General features: G+C 58.2%; 17 protein-coding genes and 1 tRNA gene. 3 read left to right on the plus strand and 15 right to left on the minus strand.

Annotated elements, in window-relative coordinates; translation table 11 throughout:
• Nucleotides 1-68: 68 nt before the first annotated feature.
• Nucleotides 69-833 (plus strand): siderophore-interacting protein, encoded by a 765-nt coding sequence (locus SK58_RS05280; protein WP_015571916.1) that lies wholly within the window; start codon nt 69-71, stop codon nt 831-833.
• On the opposite strand, the gene SK58_RS05285 is transcribed toward SK58_RS05280, so the two are convergent.
• A complete protein-coding gene (locus tag SK58_RS05285) occupies nt 834-2,003 on the minus strand; it encodes a coiled-coil domain-containing protein (RefSeq protein ID WP_023295466.1) in 1,170 nt (389 codons plus the stop codon).
• A gap of 218 nt (nt 2,004-2,221) precedes the next feature.
• A tRNA-Ile gene (locus SK58_RS05290) sits at nt 2,222-2,297 on the minus strand.
• A gap of 124 nt (nt 2,298-2,421) precedes the next feature.
• Here SK58_RS05290 and mug point away from each other — a divergent pair.
• On the plus strand, nt 2,422-2,928 hold the full coding sequence (mug, locus tag SK58_RS05295; protein ID WP_017384024.1) for a G/U mismatch-specific DNA glycosylase: 507 nt from the start codon (nt 2,422-2,424) through the stop codon (nt 2,926-2,928).
• A gap of 101 nt (nt 2,929-3,029) precedes the next feature.
• On the opposite strand, the gene rpoD is transcribed toward mug, so the two are convergent.
• The 3 genes from rpoD to rpsU form a co-directional block, all read right to left on the minus strand.
• Entirely contained in the window at nt 3,030-4,874 is a 1,845-nt protein-coding gene (gene rpoD, locus SK58_RS05300) for an RNA polymerase sigma factor RpoD (RefSeq protein ID WP_015571912.1), read from the minus strand.
• Nucleotides 4,875-5,026: 152 nt separating this feature from the next.
• Nucleotides 5,027-6,772, minus strand: a complete 1,746-nt coding sequence (gene dnaG, locus SK58_RS05305; RefSeq protein WP_003862574.1) for a DNA primase — start codon at nt 6,770-6,772, stop codon at nt 5,027-5,029.
• 115 nt (nt 6,773-6,887) lie between these two features.
• The gene (gene rpsU, locus SK58_RS05310) at nt 6,888-7,103 is read right to left on the minus strand and encodes a 30S ribosomal protein S21 (RefSeq protein WP_001144069.1); all 216 of its coding nucleotides are present in this window, start codon (nt 7,101-7,103) and stop codon (nt 6,888-6,890) included.
• 236 nt (nt 7,104-7,339) lie between these two features.
• Here rpsU and tsaD point away from each other — a divergent pair, with 236 nt between their 5' ends.
• Nucleotides 7,340-8,353, plus strand: coding sequence for a tRNA (adenosine(37)-N6)-threonylcarbamoyltransferase complex transferase subunit TsaD (gene tsaD, locus SK58_RS05315; protein ID WP_015571911.1), 1,014 nt, complete (start codon nt 7,340-7,342; stop codon nt 8,351-8,353).
• Nucleotides 8,354-8,425: 72 nt separating this feature from the next.
• Here the strand turns inward: tsaD and ureG are convergent, their stop codons facing one another.
• The 10 genes from ureG to plsY all read right to left on the minus strand — a co-directional run bounded on the left by ureG (nt 8,426) and on the right by plsY (nt 16,241).
• A complete protein-coding gene (gene ureG / locus SK58_RS05320) occupies nt 8,426-9,043 on the minus strand; it encodes an urease accessory protein UreG (protein ID WP_014071813.1) in 618 nt (205 codons plus the stop codon).
• Nucleotides 9,044-9,052: 9 nt separating this feature from the next.
• Nucleotides 9,053-9,727, minus strand: coding sequence for an urease accessory protein UreF (locus tag SK58_RS05325; protein WP_017692647.1), 675 nt, complete (start codon nt 9,725-9,727; stop codon nt 9,053-9,055).
• A complete protein-coding gene (locus SK58_RS05330) occupies nt 9,727-10,266 on the minus strand; it encodes a HupE/UreJ family protein (RefSeq protein ID WP_023295464.1) in 540 nt (179 codons plus the stop codon). The genes SK58_RS05325 and SK58_RS05330 overlap by 1 nt, the downstream gene beginning before the upstream one ends.
• A 9-nt stretch (nt 10,267-10,275) precedes the next feature.
• A complete protein-coding gene (gene ureE / locus SK58_RS05335) occupies nt 10,276-10,740 on the minus strand; it encodes an urease accessory protein UreE (RefSeq protein WP_017384028.1) in 465 nt (154 codons plus the stop codon).
• 9 nt (nt 10,741-10,749) lie between these two features.
• Nucleotides 10,750-12,453, minus strand: coding sequence for an urease subunit alpha (gene ureC, locus SK58_RS05340; RefSeq protein WP_032103352.1), 1,704 nt, complete (start codon nt 12,451-12,453; stop codon nt 10,750-10,752).
• Entirely contained in the window at nt 12,446-12,760 is a 315-nt protein-coding gene (locus SK58_RS05345; protein WP_015571906.1) for an urease subunit beta, read from the minus strand. The genes ureC and SK58_RS05345 overlap by 8 nt, the downstream gene beginning before the upstream one ends.
• Nucleotides 12,761-12,770: 10 nt before the next feature.
• Entirely contained in the window at nt 12,771-13,073 is a 303-nt protein-coding gene (locus SK58_RS05350) for an urease subunit gamma (RefSeq protein WP_003862556.1), read from the minus strand.
• Between the two features lie 10 nt (nt 13,074-13,083).
• On the minus strand, nt 13,084-13,911 hold the full coding sequence (locus tag SK58_RS05355) for an urease accessory protein UreD (RefSeq protein ID WP_023295462.1): 828 nt from the start codon (nt 13,909-13,911) through the stop codon (nt 13,084-13,086).
• 156 nt (nt 13,912-14,067) lie between these two features.
• A complete protein-coding gene (locus tag SK58_RS05360) occupies nt 14,068-15,534 on the minus strand; it encodes an MFS transporter (RefSeq protein WP_023295461.1) in 1,467 nt (488 codons plus the stop codon).
• 92 nt (nt 15,535-15,626) lie between these two features.
• Nucleotides 15,627-16,241: a glycerol-3-phosphate 1-O-acyltransferase PlsY gene (gene plsY / locus SK58_RS05365; protein ID WP_017384031.1), complete on the minus strand. Its 615-nt coding sequence runs from the start codon at nt 16,239-16,241 to the stop codon at nt 15,627-15,629.
• Nucleotides 16,242-16,346: the final 105 nt, after the last annotated feature.

Below are 16,346 nucleotides of genomic sequence, written 5' to 3' on the forward strand. Positions count from 1 at the left end.
GTTAATAGCAATCATTATCATTAAAAATTCATTCCGATATATCGTATTCACCTGAGAAGGGCATCAACATGGCATCTACCCGTTACCCTCAACGTGTCCGCAATGACCTGCGTTTTCGTGAGCTGAACGTGCTGCGCACTGAGCGAGTCAGCGCAGGATTTCAGCGCATTGTGCTAGGCGGCGAGGCGCTGGAGGGCTTTAGCTCTCGCGGCTTTGACGACCATACCAAAGTCTTTTTCCCGGCACCGGGCACCACTTTCGTGCCGCCTGTGGTGACCGATGAAGGCATCGACTGGGGCGACGGCGCGCGTCCGCAGGCACGTGACTATACCCCGCTGTACGATGACGAAAAACATGAGCTGGCGCTCGATTTCTTCGTTCATGATGGCGGCATTGCCAGCAACTGGGCGGTAGAGGCTAAGGTGGGCGACAAGCTGACCATCGGCGGGCCGCGCGGTTCGCTGGTGGTGCCGGAAGATTACGCCTGGCAGCTGTACGTGTGCGACGAGTCGGGGATGCCCGCGCTGCGCCGCCGTTTAGAAGGCATCGCAAAACTGCCTGTTCGCCCGGCGATCCACGCCATTGTCACCGTGGGCGATGCGGCGTATGAGGACTATCTGGCGCACCTGAGCGGGTTCAACATCACCTGGGTTATCGGCCACAACGAGCAGGCGGTGGCCGACCATCTTGCCGCGCTGGCCGTGCCGGAAGAGGATTACTTTATCTGGCTGACCGGGGAGGGGAAGGTGGTGAAACGCCTGAGCCGTCAGTTTGAAAACGACGCAATTGACCCGCAGCTGGTGCGTGCCAGCGCGTACTGGCACGCCAAATAATCAGGCAGCGGGATCCAGCTGCGCTTCGCTCACCTGATGTTCGAGCGAGGCGCATACCTCTTTCAGCGCTTTCTCCTGCTGGGCAAAGTAGGCTTCCATATTGCTGAGCGACGAGACGAGCAGCCAGGACTCTTCCTTCTCCAGCTCTGCCAGCTCGTTCACCAGGGTGTCGATTTGCTCACGCACCTGCGCCATCTTTTTACGAATACGTTCCAGGTCGTTCAGCCTGTCGCTTGCCATCATCGGTTCGAATCCTTGTTGCAGACGGGCGACCAGCGAGCGAATGGCCTTCACGTCGCCGCGTTGTTTGGCCTGGTTGAGTTGCACCATCATCCTGTTGGCTTCCTCTTTTAAATCATCGGCAACCAGATCCGGGTGGCATAGCTTGCTCGCCTGACGCCAGAGCCGCTTCAGCTCGTTCCGATCCTCTTCAGAGAGATCCTTGCCTTTACGCAGGCGAACTTCGGCATCATGATGCTGTTCGCGATACTTCTTGTACTCTTCGTTGGCCTCATCGCGCGCCTGACGTGCCGGCTCTTCTTCACGCGTTAAACCGGTCTCCAGCTCCATTGCTTCGGCCAGCAGGTTGGCAATCAGATTGCTTTGCTGCTGAAGATGTTTGCGCGCCTCTGCCGCCTGAACGGAATCCGCAGGCAGATCTCGCCAGCGCCGGGTGAGCGTTGTCAGAACCTCTACGGCCTGCGCCATATAGTCCTGGCAGCGGCGGTAATCCTCTTCCCGACGACGCGTCTCCGCCTGCTGACGACGCAGGTTAAGCTCCGCCAGCGTTTTACGCAGGGCGAGGATCTGCTGCATCAACGGCCCGAGGCGGGAGAAATAGAGATCGTTGAACTCATCTAGCTGCTGTACCCGGGCGTTACGGCGATCAATCAGATCGCGCAGACGCTCTTCCAGGGCTTTCAGCTCCAGCTTGCTGGCCGCCAGCTGTGGGTCACGCCACGGGGTAACGGCGCGCTGGCTTTGCAGCCAGGCGGTGATAGCGCGAAGGGCTGCGGTGTAGTTTTTCTGCTCAAGCGCCGCGACGATGGACAGGAGATCATCGTCAAAAGCTTCCTCTTTGAGACGTTTCAGCTGGCTCCGGATGATGTCGTCATCTTCCAGCTCAATGGCATTTTTAATGATTTCTAGCCGTTTGATCGGTGTGCTCATGATGCCTTTCGCTCTGGCGCTTAAGTATTTGAGTTAAGGTTAGTTGTTGTAAAAGCTACAGGAAATAATACACACGGATGATGATCGGCGCGATGGGGGATTTCTTTAGTTTTTAGGGTTTGTGAGGGGAAGCTGCAGGCCGGGCTACGTGTGGTGGATTACTTACAAAAAAGCCACTCAATCGAGTGGCTTAACTGGATGATTATAAAGCTAAAATTTGGTGGCCCCTGCTGGACTTGAACCAGCGACCAAGCGATTATGAGTCGCCTGCTCTAACCACTGAGCTAAGGGGCCGTGGCGGTGAATTATAAAGTAACTCCCCTCAGCAATCCAGCCATTCACACCTGCCTGCTGTTTTTATAAACAACGCATAATCAATCCTTTATACTTATCTTAAGATGCATAGACAGGAGTAGAGATGATCAACGATATTCTGGCCCCTGGCCTGCGGGTGGTGTTCTGCGGTATCAATCCGGGTAAGTCATCGGCGCACACCGGTTTTCACTTTGCTCATCCGGGAAATCGCTTCTGGAAGGTGATCCACCAGGCCGGATTTACCGACAAACAGCTTAAGCCGGAAGAAGAGCAGCAGCTGCTGGATACGCGCTGTGGCATCACCATGCTGGTCGAGCGACCCACGGTGCAGGCGAGCGAAGTGAATCTGCATGAGCTGCGCGCTGGCGGACGTGAGCTGATCGCGAAAATTGAAGACTATCAGCCCGCGGCGCTGGCGATCCTCGGCAAGCAGGCCTACGAGCAGGCGTTCAGCCAGCGCGGCGCCAGCTGGGGTAAGCAGAACATTACCATTGGCGTAACGCAGGTGTGGGTGCTGCCGAACCCGAGCGGGCTGAACAGGGCGACGCTGGACAAGCTGGTGGAGGCGTATCGGGAACTGGATGAGGCGCTGGTGGTGAGGGGGCTTTAGCTCCTCTGCGGCTTGATGCCCTCATCCTGACCCTCTCCCACAGGGAGAGGGAATAAACAAAAAAAAGCTCCCGATTGGGAGCTTTTTCATTTCAGGACCGATTAATCGTCCAGGAAGCTACGCAGCACTTCAGAGCGGCTCGGATGGCGCAGCTTACGCAGCGCCTTCGCTTCGATCTGACGGATACGTTCGCGGGTAACGTCAAACTGTTTACCCACTTCTTCCAGCGTGTGGTCGGTGTTCATGTCGATACCGAAACGCATACGCAGCACTTTGGCTTCACGGGCGGTCAGGCCAGCCAGCACGTCGTGCGTAGCGGCACGCAGGCTCTCGGTGGTGGCAGAGTCCAGCGGCAGCTCGAGGGTGGTATCCTCGATGAAATCACCCAGATGCGAATCTTCATCATCACCGATTGGCGTTTCCATGGAGATTGGCTCTTTAGCGATTTTCAGCACTTTACGGATCTTGTCTTCCGGCATCAGCATGCGTTCAGCCAGCTCTTCCGGCGTCGGCTCGCGGCCCATCTCCTGCAACATCTGGCGAGAGATACGGTTGAGTTTGTTGATGGTCTCAATCATATGCACCGGAATACGGATGGTGCGCGCCTGGTCTGCGATAGAGCGGGTGATCGCCTGACGGATCCACCAGGTAGCATAGGTGGAGAACTTGTAACCACGACGGTATTCAAACTTATCTACCGCTTTCATCAGACCGATGTTGCCTTCCTGAATCAGATCCAGGAATTGCAGGCCACGGTTGGTGTATTTCTTGGCGATAGAGATAACCAGACGTAAGTTCGCTTCAACCATCTCTTTCTTCGCACGGCGGGCTTTCGCTTCACCGATGGACATACGACGGTTGATGTCTTTCACCTGCTCGATGGTCAGGCCGGTCTCTTCTTCAATCTGATGCAGTTTTTGCAGGCCGCGCTGTACGTCTTCTTTCACGTCGTGCAGCTTTTCAGACCACGGCTTGTTCATCGCGATAGCGGCGTTGAACCAGGTTTCGCTGGTTTCATTGCCGGTGAAGAGGGTAATGAAGTTCTTCTTCGGCATTTTGCACTGTTCAACGCACAGCTTCATGATGATACGTTCCTGGGTACGTACGCGATCCATCATCACGCGCATGCTGTTCACCAGGTAGTCGAACTGTTTTGGCACCAGGCGGAACTGTTTGAACACTTCAGACAGCTTCAGGATCTCTTCCTGAGCGGCGGCATGGCTGCGGCCTTTCGCTTTGATGGTGTCACGCGTCACTTCGTACTGGGTACGCAGCTCGGCAAACTTCTCACGCGCCAGTTCAGGGTCGATGCTGTTGTCATCGTCGCTGCTGTCGTCCTCTTCTTCTTCATCTTCGTCTTCGTCGTCATCCATCTCTTCCTGAGACAGCTCAGAACCGACGTGAGTGGCGGTTGGCGCCATATCTTCTTCAGCGTTCGGGTCGACAAAGCCAGTGATCAGATCGGACAGACGCGCTTCTTCCGCTTCAACGCGATCGTACTGCTCCAGCAGATAGGTAATCGCTTCCGGGTATTCGGCAACAGAGCACTGAACCTGGTTGATCCCGTCTTCGATGCGTTTTGCGATGTCAATTTCGCCTTCGCGGGTCAACAGTTCAACGGTACCCATTTCGCGCATGTACATGCGGACCGGGTCAGTGGTACGCCCGATTTCAGATTCCACGCTGGACAGGACCTGTGCAGCAGCTTCTTCCGCATCTTCGTCAGTGTTGTTGGAGGTTTCAGCCAGCAACAGATCATCGGCATCCGGTGCTTCTTCCATCACCTGAATGCCCATGTCATTGATCATTTGGATGATATCTTCGATCTGATCTGAATCGACGATATCTTCCGGCAGATGGTCATTGACCTCGGCATAGGTCAGATAGCCTTGCTCCTTACCGCGTTGGACAAGAAGTTTCAGCTGTGACTGCGGGTTTTGCTCCATAAGACGGTATCCACACTTAATTCGTTTGATTGGTGTCGGCGATGGGCTGCCAACCTTTAAAGCGAGGGCGTACTTATATTTTTGCCGCTGCCTCTCAGTGCGGCTGCCGGGGGCTTCCCGATCGATATTCGGCACTTAAGCCGTTAAATTTTTTATTTCTTCGCCAGTTCCTGGTTAATCATCCAGAGCTCCCGGCGTTCTTCGCTGCTCAGGCCATGGGTGCGCTCGCGAGCTATCAACTCTTCCTGGCGCAACTCAAGCATCGAATCAAACATATGGTTGAGCGAGTCGGTGAACGTTTTTTCTGCGATATCCTTATCTGCTATATCGTCCCACATCGACAGTTTTTCAAGGGTAGCGGCCTCTTTTGTGCCGCGATAATGCTCTAAAAGTTGTCCGGTGGTCAGACCTGGCTGAGACAAACAAGTGTTGACCAATTCTGAAAATAAGCCAAGCCCGGGCAATTTTTCGTGGTTCAAACCCGCCAGCGACGGCACTTGCGGAGCAAGTTCGGGGTTTTGCACCAGCAACCCTATCAGTATACGCATGGTTGTGCGTTTTAGCTGAGGCGCGGGGCGTACCGTGCCGTTTTCAGCCTGTTTCGGCATTAAACGTTCAAGCTGGCTGTCATCCAGAATGCCGAGCTTGTTGCCTAACTCCTGACGCAGATAGATGCGCAGCGTTTCGCCGGGCACCTGGCTGATTAACGGCAGCGCCAGCGTGCTGAGTTGCGCGCGCCCGTCAGGGGTACTCAAATCAACCTGCGGCATCAGGCTGTTAAACAGAAACGTGGAGAGCGGCTGTGCCTGCTCCATCCGCGCTTCAAACGCCGCTTTACCCTCTTTACGCACCAGCGTATCCGGGTCTTCACCGTCGGGCAGGAACATAAAGCGTAGCTGACGCCCGTCGGTCATATACGGCAACGCGGTTTCCAGCGCTCGCCAGGCGGCGTCGCGTCCTGCGCGGTCACCGTCGTAACAGCAAATCACGTTGTTGGTGACGCGGAACAGCAGCTGGATATGGTCCGCCGTGGTGGACGTTCCCAGCGACGCAACGGCATAATTAATGTCGTACTGCGCCAGCGCAACAACATCCATATAGCCTTCGACGACCAGAAGACGCGGAGGTTCCGCATTATCCTGCTGTGCCTCATAAAGACCGTAAAGCTGGCGGCCCTTATGGAAAATATCGGTTTCCGGGGAGTTAAGGTATTTCGGCAGGGCATCACCCAGCACGCGACCACCAAAACCTATCACCCGGCCACGCTTGTCGCGGATCGGGAACATCACCCGTTCACGGAAGCGGTCGTAGCTTCGTCCCTGGTCGTTGGTGACCAGCATGCCTGCGTCGATGAGGGATTTACGATCTTCGCTATTGCCGCCAAAACGCTTTAACACGTTGTCCCAGCCGGGCGGGGCGTAACCAATAGCGAAACGCGCAATCACATCGTCACTCAGTCCGCGCTTGTTCAGATACTGACGCGCAGGCTCAGCCGCAGAGTGCTTAAGAGACTGTTGGTAAAACGAATTCAGGCCATCCATCAGTTGGTACAGCGTTTGCCGCTGATGGCGCTCGATCTGACTTGGCCCACTGCCTGCTTCATACGGCACTTCAAGGTTATGCATCGCCGCCAGCTCTTCGACGGTTTCAACGAACTCGAGCTTGTCGTAGTTCATCAAAAAATCGACGGCATTACCGTGTGCGCCACAGCCGAAGCAATGGTAGAACTGTTTTTCACCGTTTACGGTGAAAGAGGGGGTTTTTTCGTTATGGAACGGACAGCACGCATGGTAGTTCTTGCCCTGCTTTTTTAGCTTCACCCGCGCGTCGATGAGATCGACGATGTCGGTTCTGGCAAGCAGGTCATTGATGAAAACGCGTGGGATTCTTCCGGCCATATGCCCCAAAAATTTAAGCGACTTATAAACGAAAACAAGCCGCGCATTCCTTCCGGAAGCACGGCCTTACGACTACAACTCTGTCTGTCAATTGAGGGCTGTGGCCCTCAACAGATTAGTACAGACGAGTACGGCGTGCGTTTTCGCGAGCCAGTTTCTTCGCGTGACGTTTCACAGCGGAAGCTTTAGCGCGCTTACGTTCGGTCGTTGGTTTTTCATAAAACTCACGACGACGAACTTCAGCCAGAACACCTGCTTTCTCGCATGAACGTTTGAAGCGACGCAGTGCTACGTCGAACGGCTCGTTTTCACGTACTTTAATTACCGGCATGTAACTCTCACCTTTAATAAATTCGGTTTGCCGCTGGCATCAACGCCAGCTTATTTCAAAATGGTGCGGAATTTTACTGCAAATGCTGCTGCTTTGTAAAGCACCGATGCGATTTTGAAAGGGACTTTAATAAGGGTGAGGAGTATACACGAGGCTTCTTCCTGGGGCGAACAAAGTTTTACAACAATCCGCCCAGGCTCTACACTGCGCGGTATTGAAACGAGGTAAAACAAGTCATGCGTGTACTGGGTATTGAAACATCCTGCGATGAAACCGGCATCGCGATTTACGACGACGAAAAAGGGCTTCTGGCCAACCAGCTGTATAGTCAGGTGAAATTGCACGCTGATTACGGCGGCGTCGTGCCTGAACTGGCCTCTCGTGACCACGTGCGTAAAACGGTTCCCCTGATTCAGGCGGCGCTTAAAGAGGCCGGGTTGAGTGCAAAAGATATTGATGCCGTGGCCTATACCGCAGGGCCGGGCCTGGTCGGCGCGCTGCTGGTCGGCGCAACGGTAGGGCGTTCGCTGGCCTTCGCGTGGGATGTTCCGGCCATTCCGGTTCACCATATGGAAGGGCATCTTCTGGCGCCGATGCTGGAAGACAATCCGCCAGAGTTCCCGTTTGTGGCGCTCCTGGTTTCCGGTGGGCATACCCAGCTGATTAGCGTAACGGGCATTGGCAAGTACGCGCTGCTGGGCGAGTCGATCGACGATGCTGCCGGTGAAGCCTTCGACAAAACCGCCAAGCTGCTGGGGCTGGATTACCCGGGCGGCCCGATGCTGTCGAAAATGGCGTCGCAGGGAACGGAAGGGCGCTTTGTCTTCCCGCGACCGATGACCGACCGTCCGGGGCTGGATTTCAGCTTCTCTGGCCTGAAAACCTTCGCGGCGAACACCATCCGCAATAATGACGACAGTGAGCAGACCCGTGCCGATATCGCCCGTGCGTTCGAAGACGCGGTGGTGGATACGCTGATGATCAAGTGCAAGCGCGCGCTGGATCAGACCGGCTTTAAGCGCCTGGTGATGGCCGGTGGCGTCAGCGCTAACCGCACGCTGCGCGCGAAGCTTGCTGAGATGATGCAAAAGCGTCGCGGGGAAGTGTTCTATGCGCGTCCGGAGTTCTGTACCGATAACGGGGCGATGATCGCCTACGCCGGGATGGTGCGTCTGAACGCCGGCGCAACGGCTGACCTGAGCGTGTCTGTGCGTCCGCGCTGGCCGCTGGCGGAACTGCCTGAGGCGTGAGTTTCTTTGCCCGGTGGCGCTGCGCTTACCGGGCCTACAAGATCCACGTGTGCTAACGTGCAATAAACCACCCTACACCCGCAACATTCCTTTCTCTTCCAGAAACGCAATAATCGTCGCTAAACCGTCACCCGCTTTCAGGTTGGTAAACGTCCACGGACGCTCGCCGCGCATGCGATTAGTGTCGCGCTCCATTACCTCCAGCGACGCACCGACGTACGGCGCGAGGTCGGTTTTGTTGATCACCAGAAAATCGGATTTGGTGATCCCCGGCCCGCCCTTGCGCGGGATTTTTTCCCCTTCGGCCACGTCGATGACGTAGATGGTGAGGTCCGCCAGCTCCGGGCTGAAGGTCGCGCTCAGGTTATCCCCGCCGCTTTCCACGAAGATCAGATCCAGATTGCCGAACTTCTCGCTCAACGCTTCCACCGCCGCCAGGTTCATTGAGGCGTCTTCGCGGATGGCGGTATGCGGGCAGCCGCCCGTTTCCACGCCCACGATGCGCTCTGGCTCCAGCGCACCCGCCTCGGTCAGGATGCGCTGATCCTCTTTGGTATAGATATCGTTGGTCACCACCGCAAGATGATAGGTGTCGCGCATCGCCTTGCAGAGCGCTTCCAGCAGGGCGGTTTTGCCCGACCCTACCGGGCCGCCCACGCCCACGCGCAGGGGATGTTTGTAATCAGCCATGTTGACTCCTCAGGAACGGAATAGTCGTGAATATTGGGTTTCATGGCGCGCGGAGGCGATGGCCGACAGCGGCGTAGCGGCCCCCAGCGCGTCGTCGCCACGTAAAAATGCCTGTTCAAACCCGGCGGCAAAATGGTCGCTCAGGTCGATAATCAGCTGTTGTGCTGCCTGCTGCCCAAACGGCACCAGCTTGACGCCCGCCATCACCGCGCTCTCAATCCAGCTGTAGCCGAGGCTCAGCGCCAGCTCGCGCGCGCTAATGCCCCAGCGCACGCCGAGCCACGCCATGCCGCCGAGCTGGCTTCGCATCAACAGCGGCAGCCATTCTGGCGGGCAGGCGGGTTCCCAGCTTTTAATCAGGCGCGTAAAGGCCGCCCCACGGTTGCGTTCTTCATCGCGCAGCTCGCGCGTTTCCCGACAGGCGAGCAGGTATGCCGTCCAGCGTTTTGCTGTCGCGACGTCCTGCTTCTCGCAGGCACGATACAGGCGGATAAACAGCGGCAGGTCGACACAGAAAAAGCTCTGCTCCATCTGCTGGATCTGCCAGCGCCTGAAGGCCTCAGCGTCCGTGACCCACCCGGCCTCAACGGCCCACTCCAGCCCCTGCGACCAGGTAAACGATCCGACCGGCAGGCTACTGCTGGAGAGCTGCATCAGGCGCAGCCGCTGGCGGGCGTGCTCCATCAGCTCATCAGCGCCAGCAGGGCGGAGACGATCAGCCCGCCGCCGAAGGTTTTACGCAGGCCGTCGTGACGGCGCAGCAGCAGCCCTGCCGCGAAGCTGGCACACAGCACCGTGGCGCTGGCTAACATAAACCCGCTGGTGAAGAGCCAGAAGCTGTGGCCGGACATCTCCACGCCGTGCGCCCAGCCGTGGAACATCGCCAGGGCTGGTACCGCCAGCAGCAGGCGATTTTCGGTCTTAAACATCATCACGCCGCAGAGCGCCAGCGAGGCGATAATCAGCATCTCCATGCCGCTAAAGCCGCCGAGCAGGCTGCCCGCAACGGCACCAGCAAGCATCATGCCGAGCGTCGCTAACGGCAACAGCAGCTTGCGGCCGCTCAGGGCGGAGAGCACGCCAGCCCCCGTCAGCATCAGCAGGTGATCCAGCCCGGTCAGCGGATGGAGAAATCCTGCCTGGAAGCTGTCGGTCCCGTGGCCGGGATGGGCAAGCGCCGGAACGGAAAAAGCCAGCAGTAACAGCGGTAAGTACTTGCGCATGATGAGTCCTTAATGTGAATGAGCGTGAGAGTGGCTATGGCTGTGGGCATCGCTGGTGTAAGCGCCCGCTTCCGGTTCAAACGGCAGGCTGGCGAAGGTCACCTCCAGCCCGAACTGACGCAGCATATCGTCGAGGACGTGGTCGTGGTGGTAGCGCAGTTCGCCAGGCATTATTTGCAGCGGTACGTGACGATTGCCCAGGTGATAACAGGCGCGGGCGAGCAGGAACGGGTCGGCGCAGCGCACCACGGAAACCGACTCCGGGGCGGCGATCACTTCGATCACCTCGCTGCCATCGTCGGTAGTCAGCAGGTCGCCCCCGCGCAGCAGCAGGCCGCGCGGCAGCATTAGCCCGGCTTCGCGGCCGTCGTTCAGCGCCACGCGGGCGCGGCTTTTTACCCGCACATCAATCGGTAGCGTGACGCTGGCGGTAATCGGATGCGCATGGTCCAGGCGTTGGGTTAAATAGATCATCATGACTCCTCAAAACAGAAAATAGCGTTGCGCCATCGGCAAAACCTCTGCCGGTTCGCTGGTGATCAATTCGCCGTCGACGCGTACCTCATAGGTTTGCGCGTCAACGGTGATATTCGGCTGTAAATCGTTGTGGATCATGTCGGCCTTTTTCACCGACCGGCAGCCTCTCACCACCGCGGTGGCGCTTTGCAGTCCGAGCCGTTGCGGAATGCCGCTGGCATCAGCAGCCTGAGAGACAAACGTCAGCCGCGTGGCGTGGCGTGCGGCACCAAGGGCACCAAACATCGGGCGGTAATGTACCGGCTGCGGCGTGGGGATCGAGGCGTTGATGTCGCCCATCGGCGCGCAGGCGATCATCCCGCCTTTGACGATGGTGGCGGGTTTGACGCCAAAGAAGGCGGGGGACCAGACCACCAGATCCGCCAGCTTGCCCGCCTCAATCGATCCCACTTCATGGGCGATGCCGTGGGTCAGCGCCGGGTTGATGGTGTATTTGGCGACATAGCGCTTCACGCGGAAGTTATCGTTATCGCCGGTCTCTTCCGGCAGTGCGCCGCGTTGCACCTTCATGCGGTGCGCCACCTGCCAGGTGCGGATAATCACTTCCCCCACGCGGCCCATTGCCTGTGAATCTGACGAGGTGAGCGAGAACGCGCCGATATCGTGCAGCACGTCTTCGGCGGCGATGGTCTCCCGGCGAATGCGGGATTCGGCAAACGCCACGTCCTCGGCGATATCCGGGTCGAGGTGATGGCAAACCATCAGCATGTCCAGGTGCTCGTCGATGGTGTTGACCGTGTAGGGCAGCGTCGGGTTGGTGGAGGAGGGCAGAATATTCGGGTGCGCGCAGGCGGTGATGATATCCGGCGCATGGCCGCCGCCCGCCCCTTCGGTGTGGAAGGTGTGGATGGTGCGCCCGGCGATGGCGGCCAGCGTGTCTTCGACAAAACCGGACTCGTTCAGCGTGTCGCTGTGCAGCGCCACCTGAATATCCATCTCTTCAGCGACCTCCAGCGAACAGTTGATGGCCGCAGGCGTCGCGCCCCAGTCTTCGTGGATCTTAAGCCCGATGGCACCTGCCGCGATCTGCTCGCGCAGCGCGTCCGGGTTGGAGCCGTTCCCTTTACCCAGCAGGCCAATATTCACCGGTAGCGTATCGGCTGCCTGCAACATGCGGGCGATATACCACGGCCCCGGCGTGCAGGTGGTGGCGTTTGTGCCTGCCGCAGGCCCGGTGCCGCCGCCGATCATGGTGGTGACGCCAGACACCAGCGCCTCTTCCGCCTGCTGCGGACAGATCCAGTGGATGTGGGTGTCGATCCCGCCTGCGGTGACAATCTTCCCTTCGGCGGCGATCACCTCCGTTGCCGCGCCAATTGGGATCGTCACGCCGGGCTGAATGTCCGGGTTTCCGGCTTTGCCGATGGCGAAGATCCGCCCATCTTTTACGCCGATATCCGCTTTCACGATCCCCCAGTGATCGACGATCAGCGCGTTGGTGAGCACCAGATCCACGCAGTCGTCGGCGGTCATCTGCCCCTGTCCCATGCCGTCGCGGATCACTTTTCCGCCGCCGAATTTAACCTCTTCGCCGTAGATCGTGAGATCGCCTTCCACTTCGATCCACAGCTCGCTGTCGGCCAGCCGCACTTTATCCCCGGTAGTGGGGCCGAACATATCGGCATACGCCTGGCGTGAAATCTCAGCCATGTTTCACCTCGCCCATGACCTCGCCGCGAAAGCCGAAAATGCGCTGTGCGCCCGTCACCTGCACCAGCGTCACTTCCCGCTTCTGGCCGGGCTCGAAGCGCACGGCAGTGCCGGCCGGGATGTTCAGCCGGTAACCTCGGGTGGCCTCGCGATCGAACTTCAGCGCCGGGTTGACCTCGTAAAAGTGGTAGTGCGATCCGACCTGGATCGGCCTGTCGCCGTGGTTTTCCACGATCACACTTCGGGTTTCGCGCCCGACGTTGAGAGCAATGTTGCCGGACTGGATCCGGTATTCGCCTGGGATCATCACGCGCTCCTTACACGATCGGGTTGTGGACGGTGACGAGCTTGGATCCGTCCGGAAAGGTGGCTTCCACCTGGATATCCGGGATCATCTCCGGCACGCCTTCCATCACCTGGTCGCGCGTCAGGACGTGGCGGCCGGCTTCCATCAGCGAGGCGACGGTTTCGCCATCGCGCGCGCCTTCCATAATAAAGGCGCTGATCAGCGCGACCGATTCCGGGTAGTTGAGCTTTACCCCGCGCGCGAGGCGGCGTTCGGCAACCAGCGCGGCGGTGAACAGCAACAGCTTGTCTTTTTCTCTGGGAGTCAGTTCCATAGCGTTTCTCTTATGTTTGCCAGATGCGCGGCGAACAGGCGGTTTTGGAAGTTAAAAGCGGGCGAAGCGACTGCCAGATATCGCGCATCACCCGCTGACAAATCAGGTTGTCGTGGGAGAGAAAACGCACCGACAGCAGATCGTCGGTGAGCGTCGCCCCGCCAACGTTTTCCAGCGGGGCGAGAAGCGCACGCACCGCGTCGAGAAGTGCTTCCCGGGCCGGATAGAACAGCAGCGTGCCGACCCACGGATGGTCCGCGACGGGCGTCAGATCGCCACCGCTGAGATGCAGTCGCTCAATCAGACGCGGCTCGCCATCCACCCACACCTCAAGGCGGTTCTCCAGCGTGCCGTGGCTGAAGGTTTCGTTTATCACCGGACGGCCCAGACAGTACAGCTCCCACGCCAGCAGCGTGCTGGTGGCGTGCAGGTGAAAGACGGAACGCAGCGCGGCGTTAGCGCCGGGGAAAATAATGGTGTCCTGCGGCAGCCACTCCAGCGTGGCCTCTTCGTCGAGGTAAAAATGCTGACTGAGGCAGGCCAGCGGGCCGCTGCTGCGATAGAACTTACTGGCGCCGGGCATGGTGATGAGGGCATGGCTTTTAGCGTCGAGCCGCACGGAAATATCCAGCGTATCTCCGCCCACAATTCCGCCTGGCGGGTGCAGCAGGTAAAGGTGGCAGGTTTCCCCTTCGGGATAAAACGGACGCTGAACGGTGAGCGGCCCGCTGTGACGCGCGGAATGGAGAAGGGTTTTCTCAGGGGTATGACAAAACTGGAGGGCAAGCGAGGCCTGCCAGCCTTTGTATGAATTATCAGTGACCTGAGTTGCTAACATGGTGCTTCCATTTCCACACTATCGGGGTACGTTTCAGTATGCCCTGGCGGAAATGAAGGCTGTCATATGAGTCGCTTATGGATAAAAAAACCGGCTCATGTGAGCCGGTTTCAGTAATGTAGGCCGGGTAAGCGCAGCGCCACCCGGCAAGAAAGGCTAGCGATAATCCTCTGCATCCACATCATACCCCGACGGCTCCCAGCGGATCGCCAGCAGCGACGCCAGACCGATAAACGGCGCCAGCGCAATCACCCAGAACACGGCGGTATCCAGCGAGGCGACCAGCAGCGGGAACAGAAACAGTGACAGCGTTGAACTGCTGCGCATCAGCGTCTGGTTAAGCCCCACGCCCACGCCGCGCAGCGAGGTCGGGTAGCTCAGGGAGGCAAACGTCATGGTATGCGCACCTGGACCAAAACCCTGACCAAACAGGAACAGCGCCAGCATCGCGACGGCGAACACGCCTTCCGTGGCCCCGTCAGGCCGGCCAATCAACGCCAGGCCGAGCAGTGCCGCAAGCTGGCACACATAACCCGCCAGAGACATCCGCCATGCGCCGAAGCGCGGAACATAGCGCACCGCCAGCAGCCCGCCGACAAACGCGAACAGCAGGTTAAGCGCCAGCGAGATCAGAATGGTGGTCAGCATCGACTGCACAAAGAAGCTGGAGATGATCACCGGCAGGCCAAAGGCTACGGCGTTATAGGCGAACGAGGAGACCACTGACAGCAGCGTGGCGAGCGTGGTACGCCGCAGATAGATACCGCGGAACAGGTTCAGGTAGTTCGACCATTTTGCCTTGTTCACGACAGGCGCGGGCTGGTCGAGCGCATCCTGCGGTACGTGGGCATTAATATTGTAAGACTGCCGCAGGATGGACGCCGCCTCCTTCAGATTGCCCTGATTCGCCGCCCAGACCGGGGATTCGCTCATATAGCGGCTGCGGATGGCGATAATCACCAGCGCGGGCACCGCGCCAAAGCCAAGGATCAGACGCCAGAGCCAGTCGCTGTGGCTTTCCGGCAGCACGGCGTAAAAGAAGAGCACCAGAAGATAAGAGATGCTGATGGCCGCGTACCAGGTGGGGCACCACATTGCGACGCTGGAGGCTTTATTCCCCGGGCCTTTCAGCCTGGCGAACTCGCTGAGAAACGCCATCGCGACGGGAAGGTCGATCCCAACGCCAAGACCCATCACAAAGCGCGCGCCCGCAAGCACATATTCGTTCGGGGCCAGCGCACAGGCGATAGCGGCAACGACAAAGAACACCATGTCGGCCATAAAGACGCGGTAGCGCCCGATTTTATCCGTAAGATAGCCGCCGAGCAGCGCCCCGACAATCGCGCCAAAGGTAATCGCCGAGGCCACCATGCCGGTACCGGCGGGCGTCAGGTTAAATTCGCGGGTGATGTCTTTGATGCCGAATGCCAGCGCGCCGAGATCGTAGGCATCGAGGAAAATTCCCCCGAGCGCGATACCGACCACGATGCGGGCATTGGCCCGGCCCTGAGAGCCGTCGTTAACCAGACGTGAAACGTCCGATGCGCTGCGTACCCACTTGATGTCGCCATCCGGGGTGTTTCCTGCCGTTGGAAGGGGAGTTGAATCTGTGATTTCTGCCATTTTCTTTTTGTGTGGTTGTGTTGTGTCTCTAACAGTTACCACAGGCAGAAGGTGACAAAAATCACATTTGGTTATAAGGCATAACGAACGGTTTACTGAGCGTCTTTCTTTTTACGCCTGAGCTTCGTCCAGATCTTCGTTTCCTTACGCCGCCACAGGCGCTGAATGTTGTCGTGGTGGCGCAACAGGATCAGACACGAGAGCATCGACACCGGGAAGGTAAACTGCGGTTTAAACCACCAGACATAAAACGGGGCGATCAGTGCGCTGACGATGGCGCCCAGCGACGAATAACCGCTCAGCAGAATGGTCAGCAGCCAGGTGCCCGCCATCACGCCGGTGAGATCCCAGCCGATCGGCGCAATCGCGCCAAACGCGGTGGCAACGCCTTTACCGCCTTTAAAACCAAAGAAAACGGGCCAGATGTGGCCGACGCAGGCGGCGATGGCAATCAGCCCCAGCCAGAAGGGTGTGACGCCGAGCGCATACGCGCCCCAGACGGGAAGCATTCCTTTCAGAACATCAAAAATCAAAACCGCTACGGCTGCTCCCTTGCCGCCAATTCGTAGTACATTGGTCGCCCCCGGATTCCCGGAACCACTTTCACGCGGGTCAGGCAACCCGGCGATGCGGCAGACCAGAATGGCGCTGGAGATTGAGCCGCAAAGGTAGGCGAGGATAATCATTCCAGGCGCGATTGCACTCATAACGCTGTTCCGTTTTGAAAATGTATCTGTATTCTCAGCATCTGTGGATAATACGCATAATTCGCCGGAAGTGGTATCCGGTTTAGCCAAAAAGCAGGCAGGTCG

This window comes from Enterobacter sp. BIDMC93 (assembly GCF_001037805.1).
GTDB classification, from domain to species: domain Bacteria; phylum Pseudomonadota; class Gammaproteobacteria; order Enterobacterales; family Enterobacteriaceae; genus Enterobacter; species Enterobacter hormaechei_C.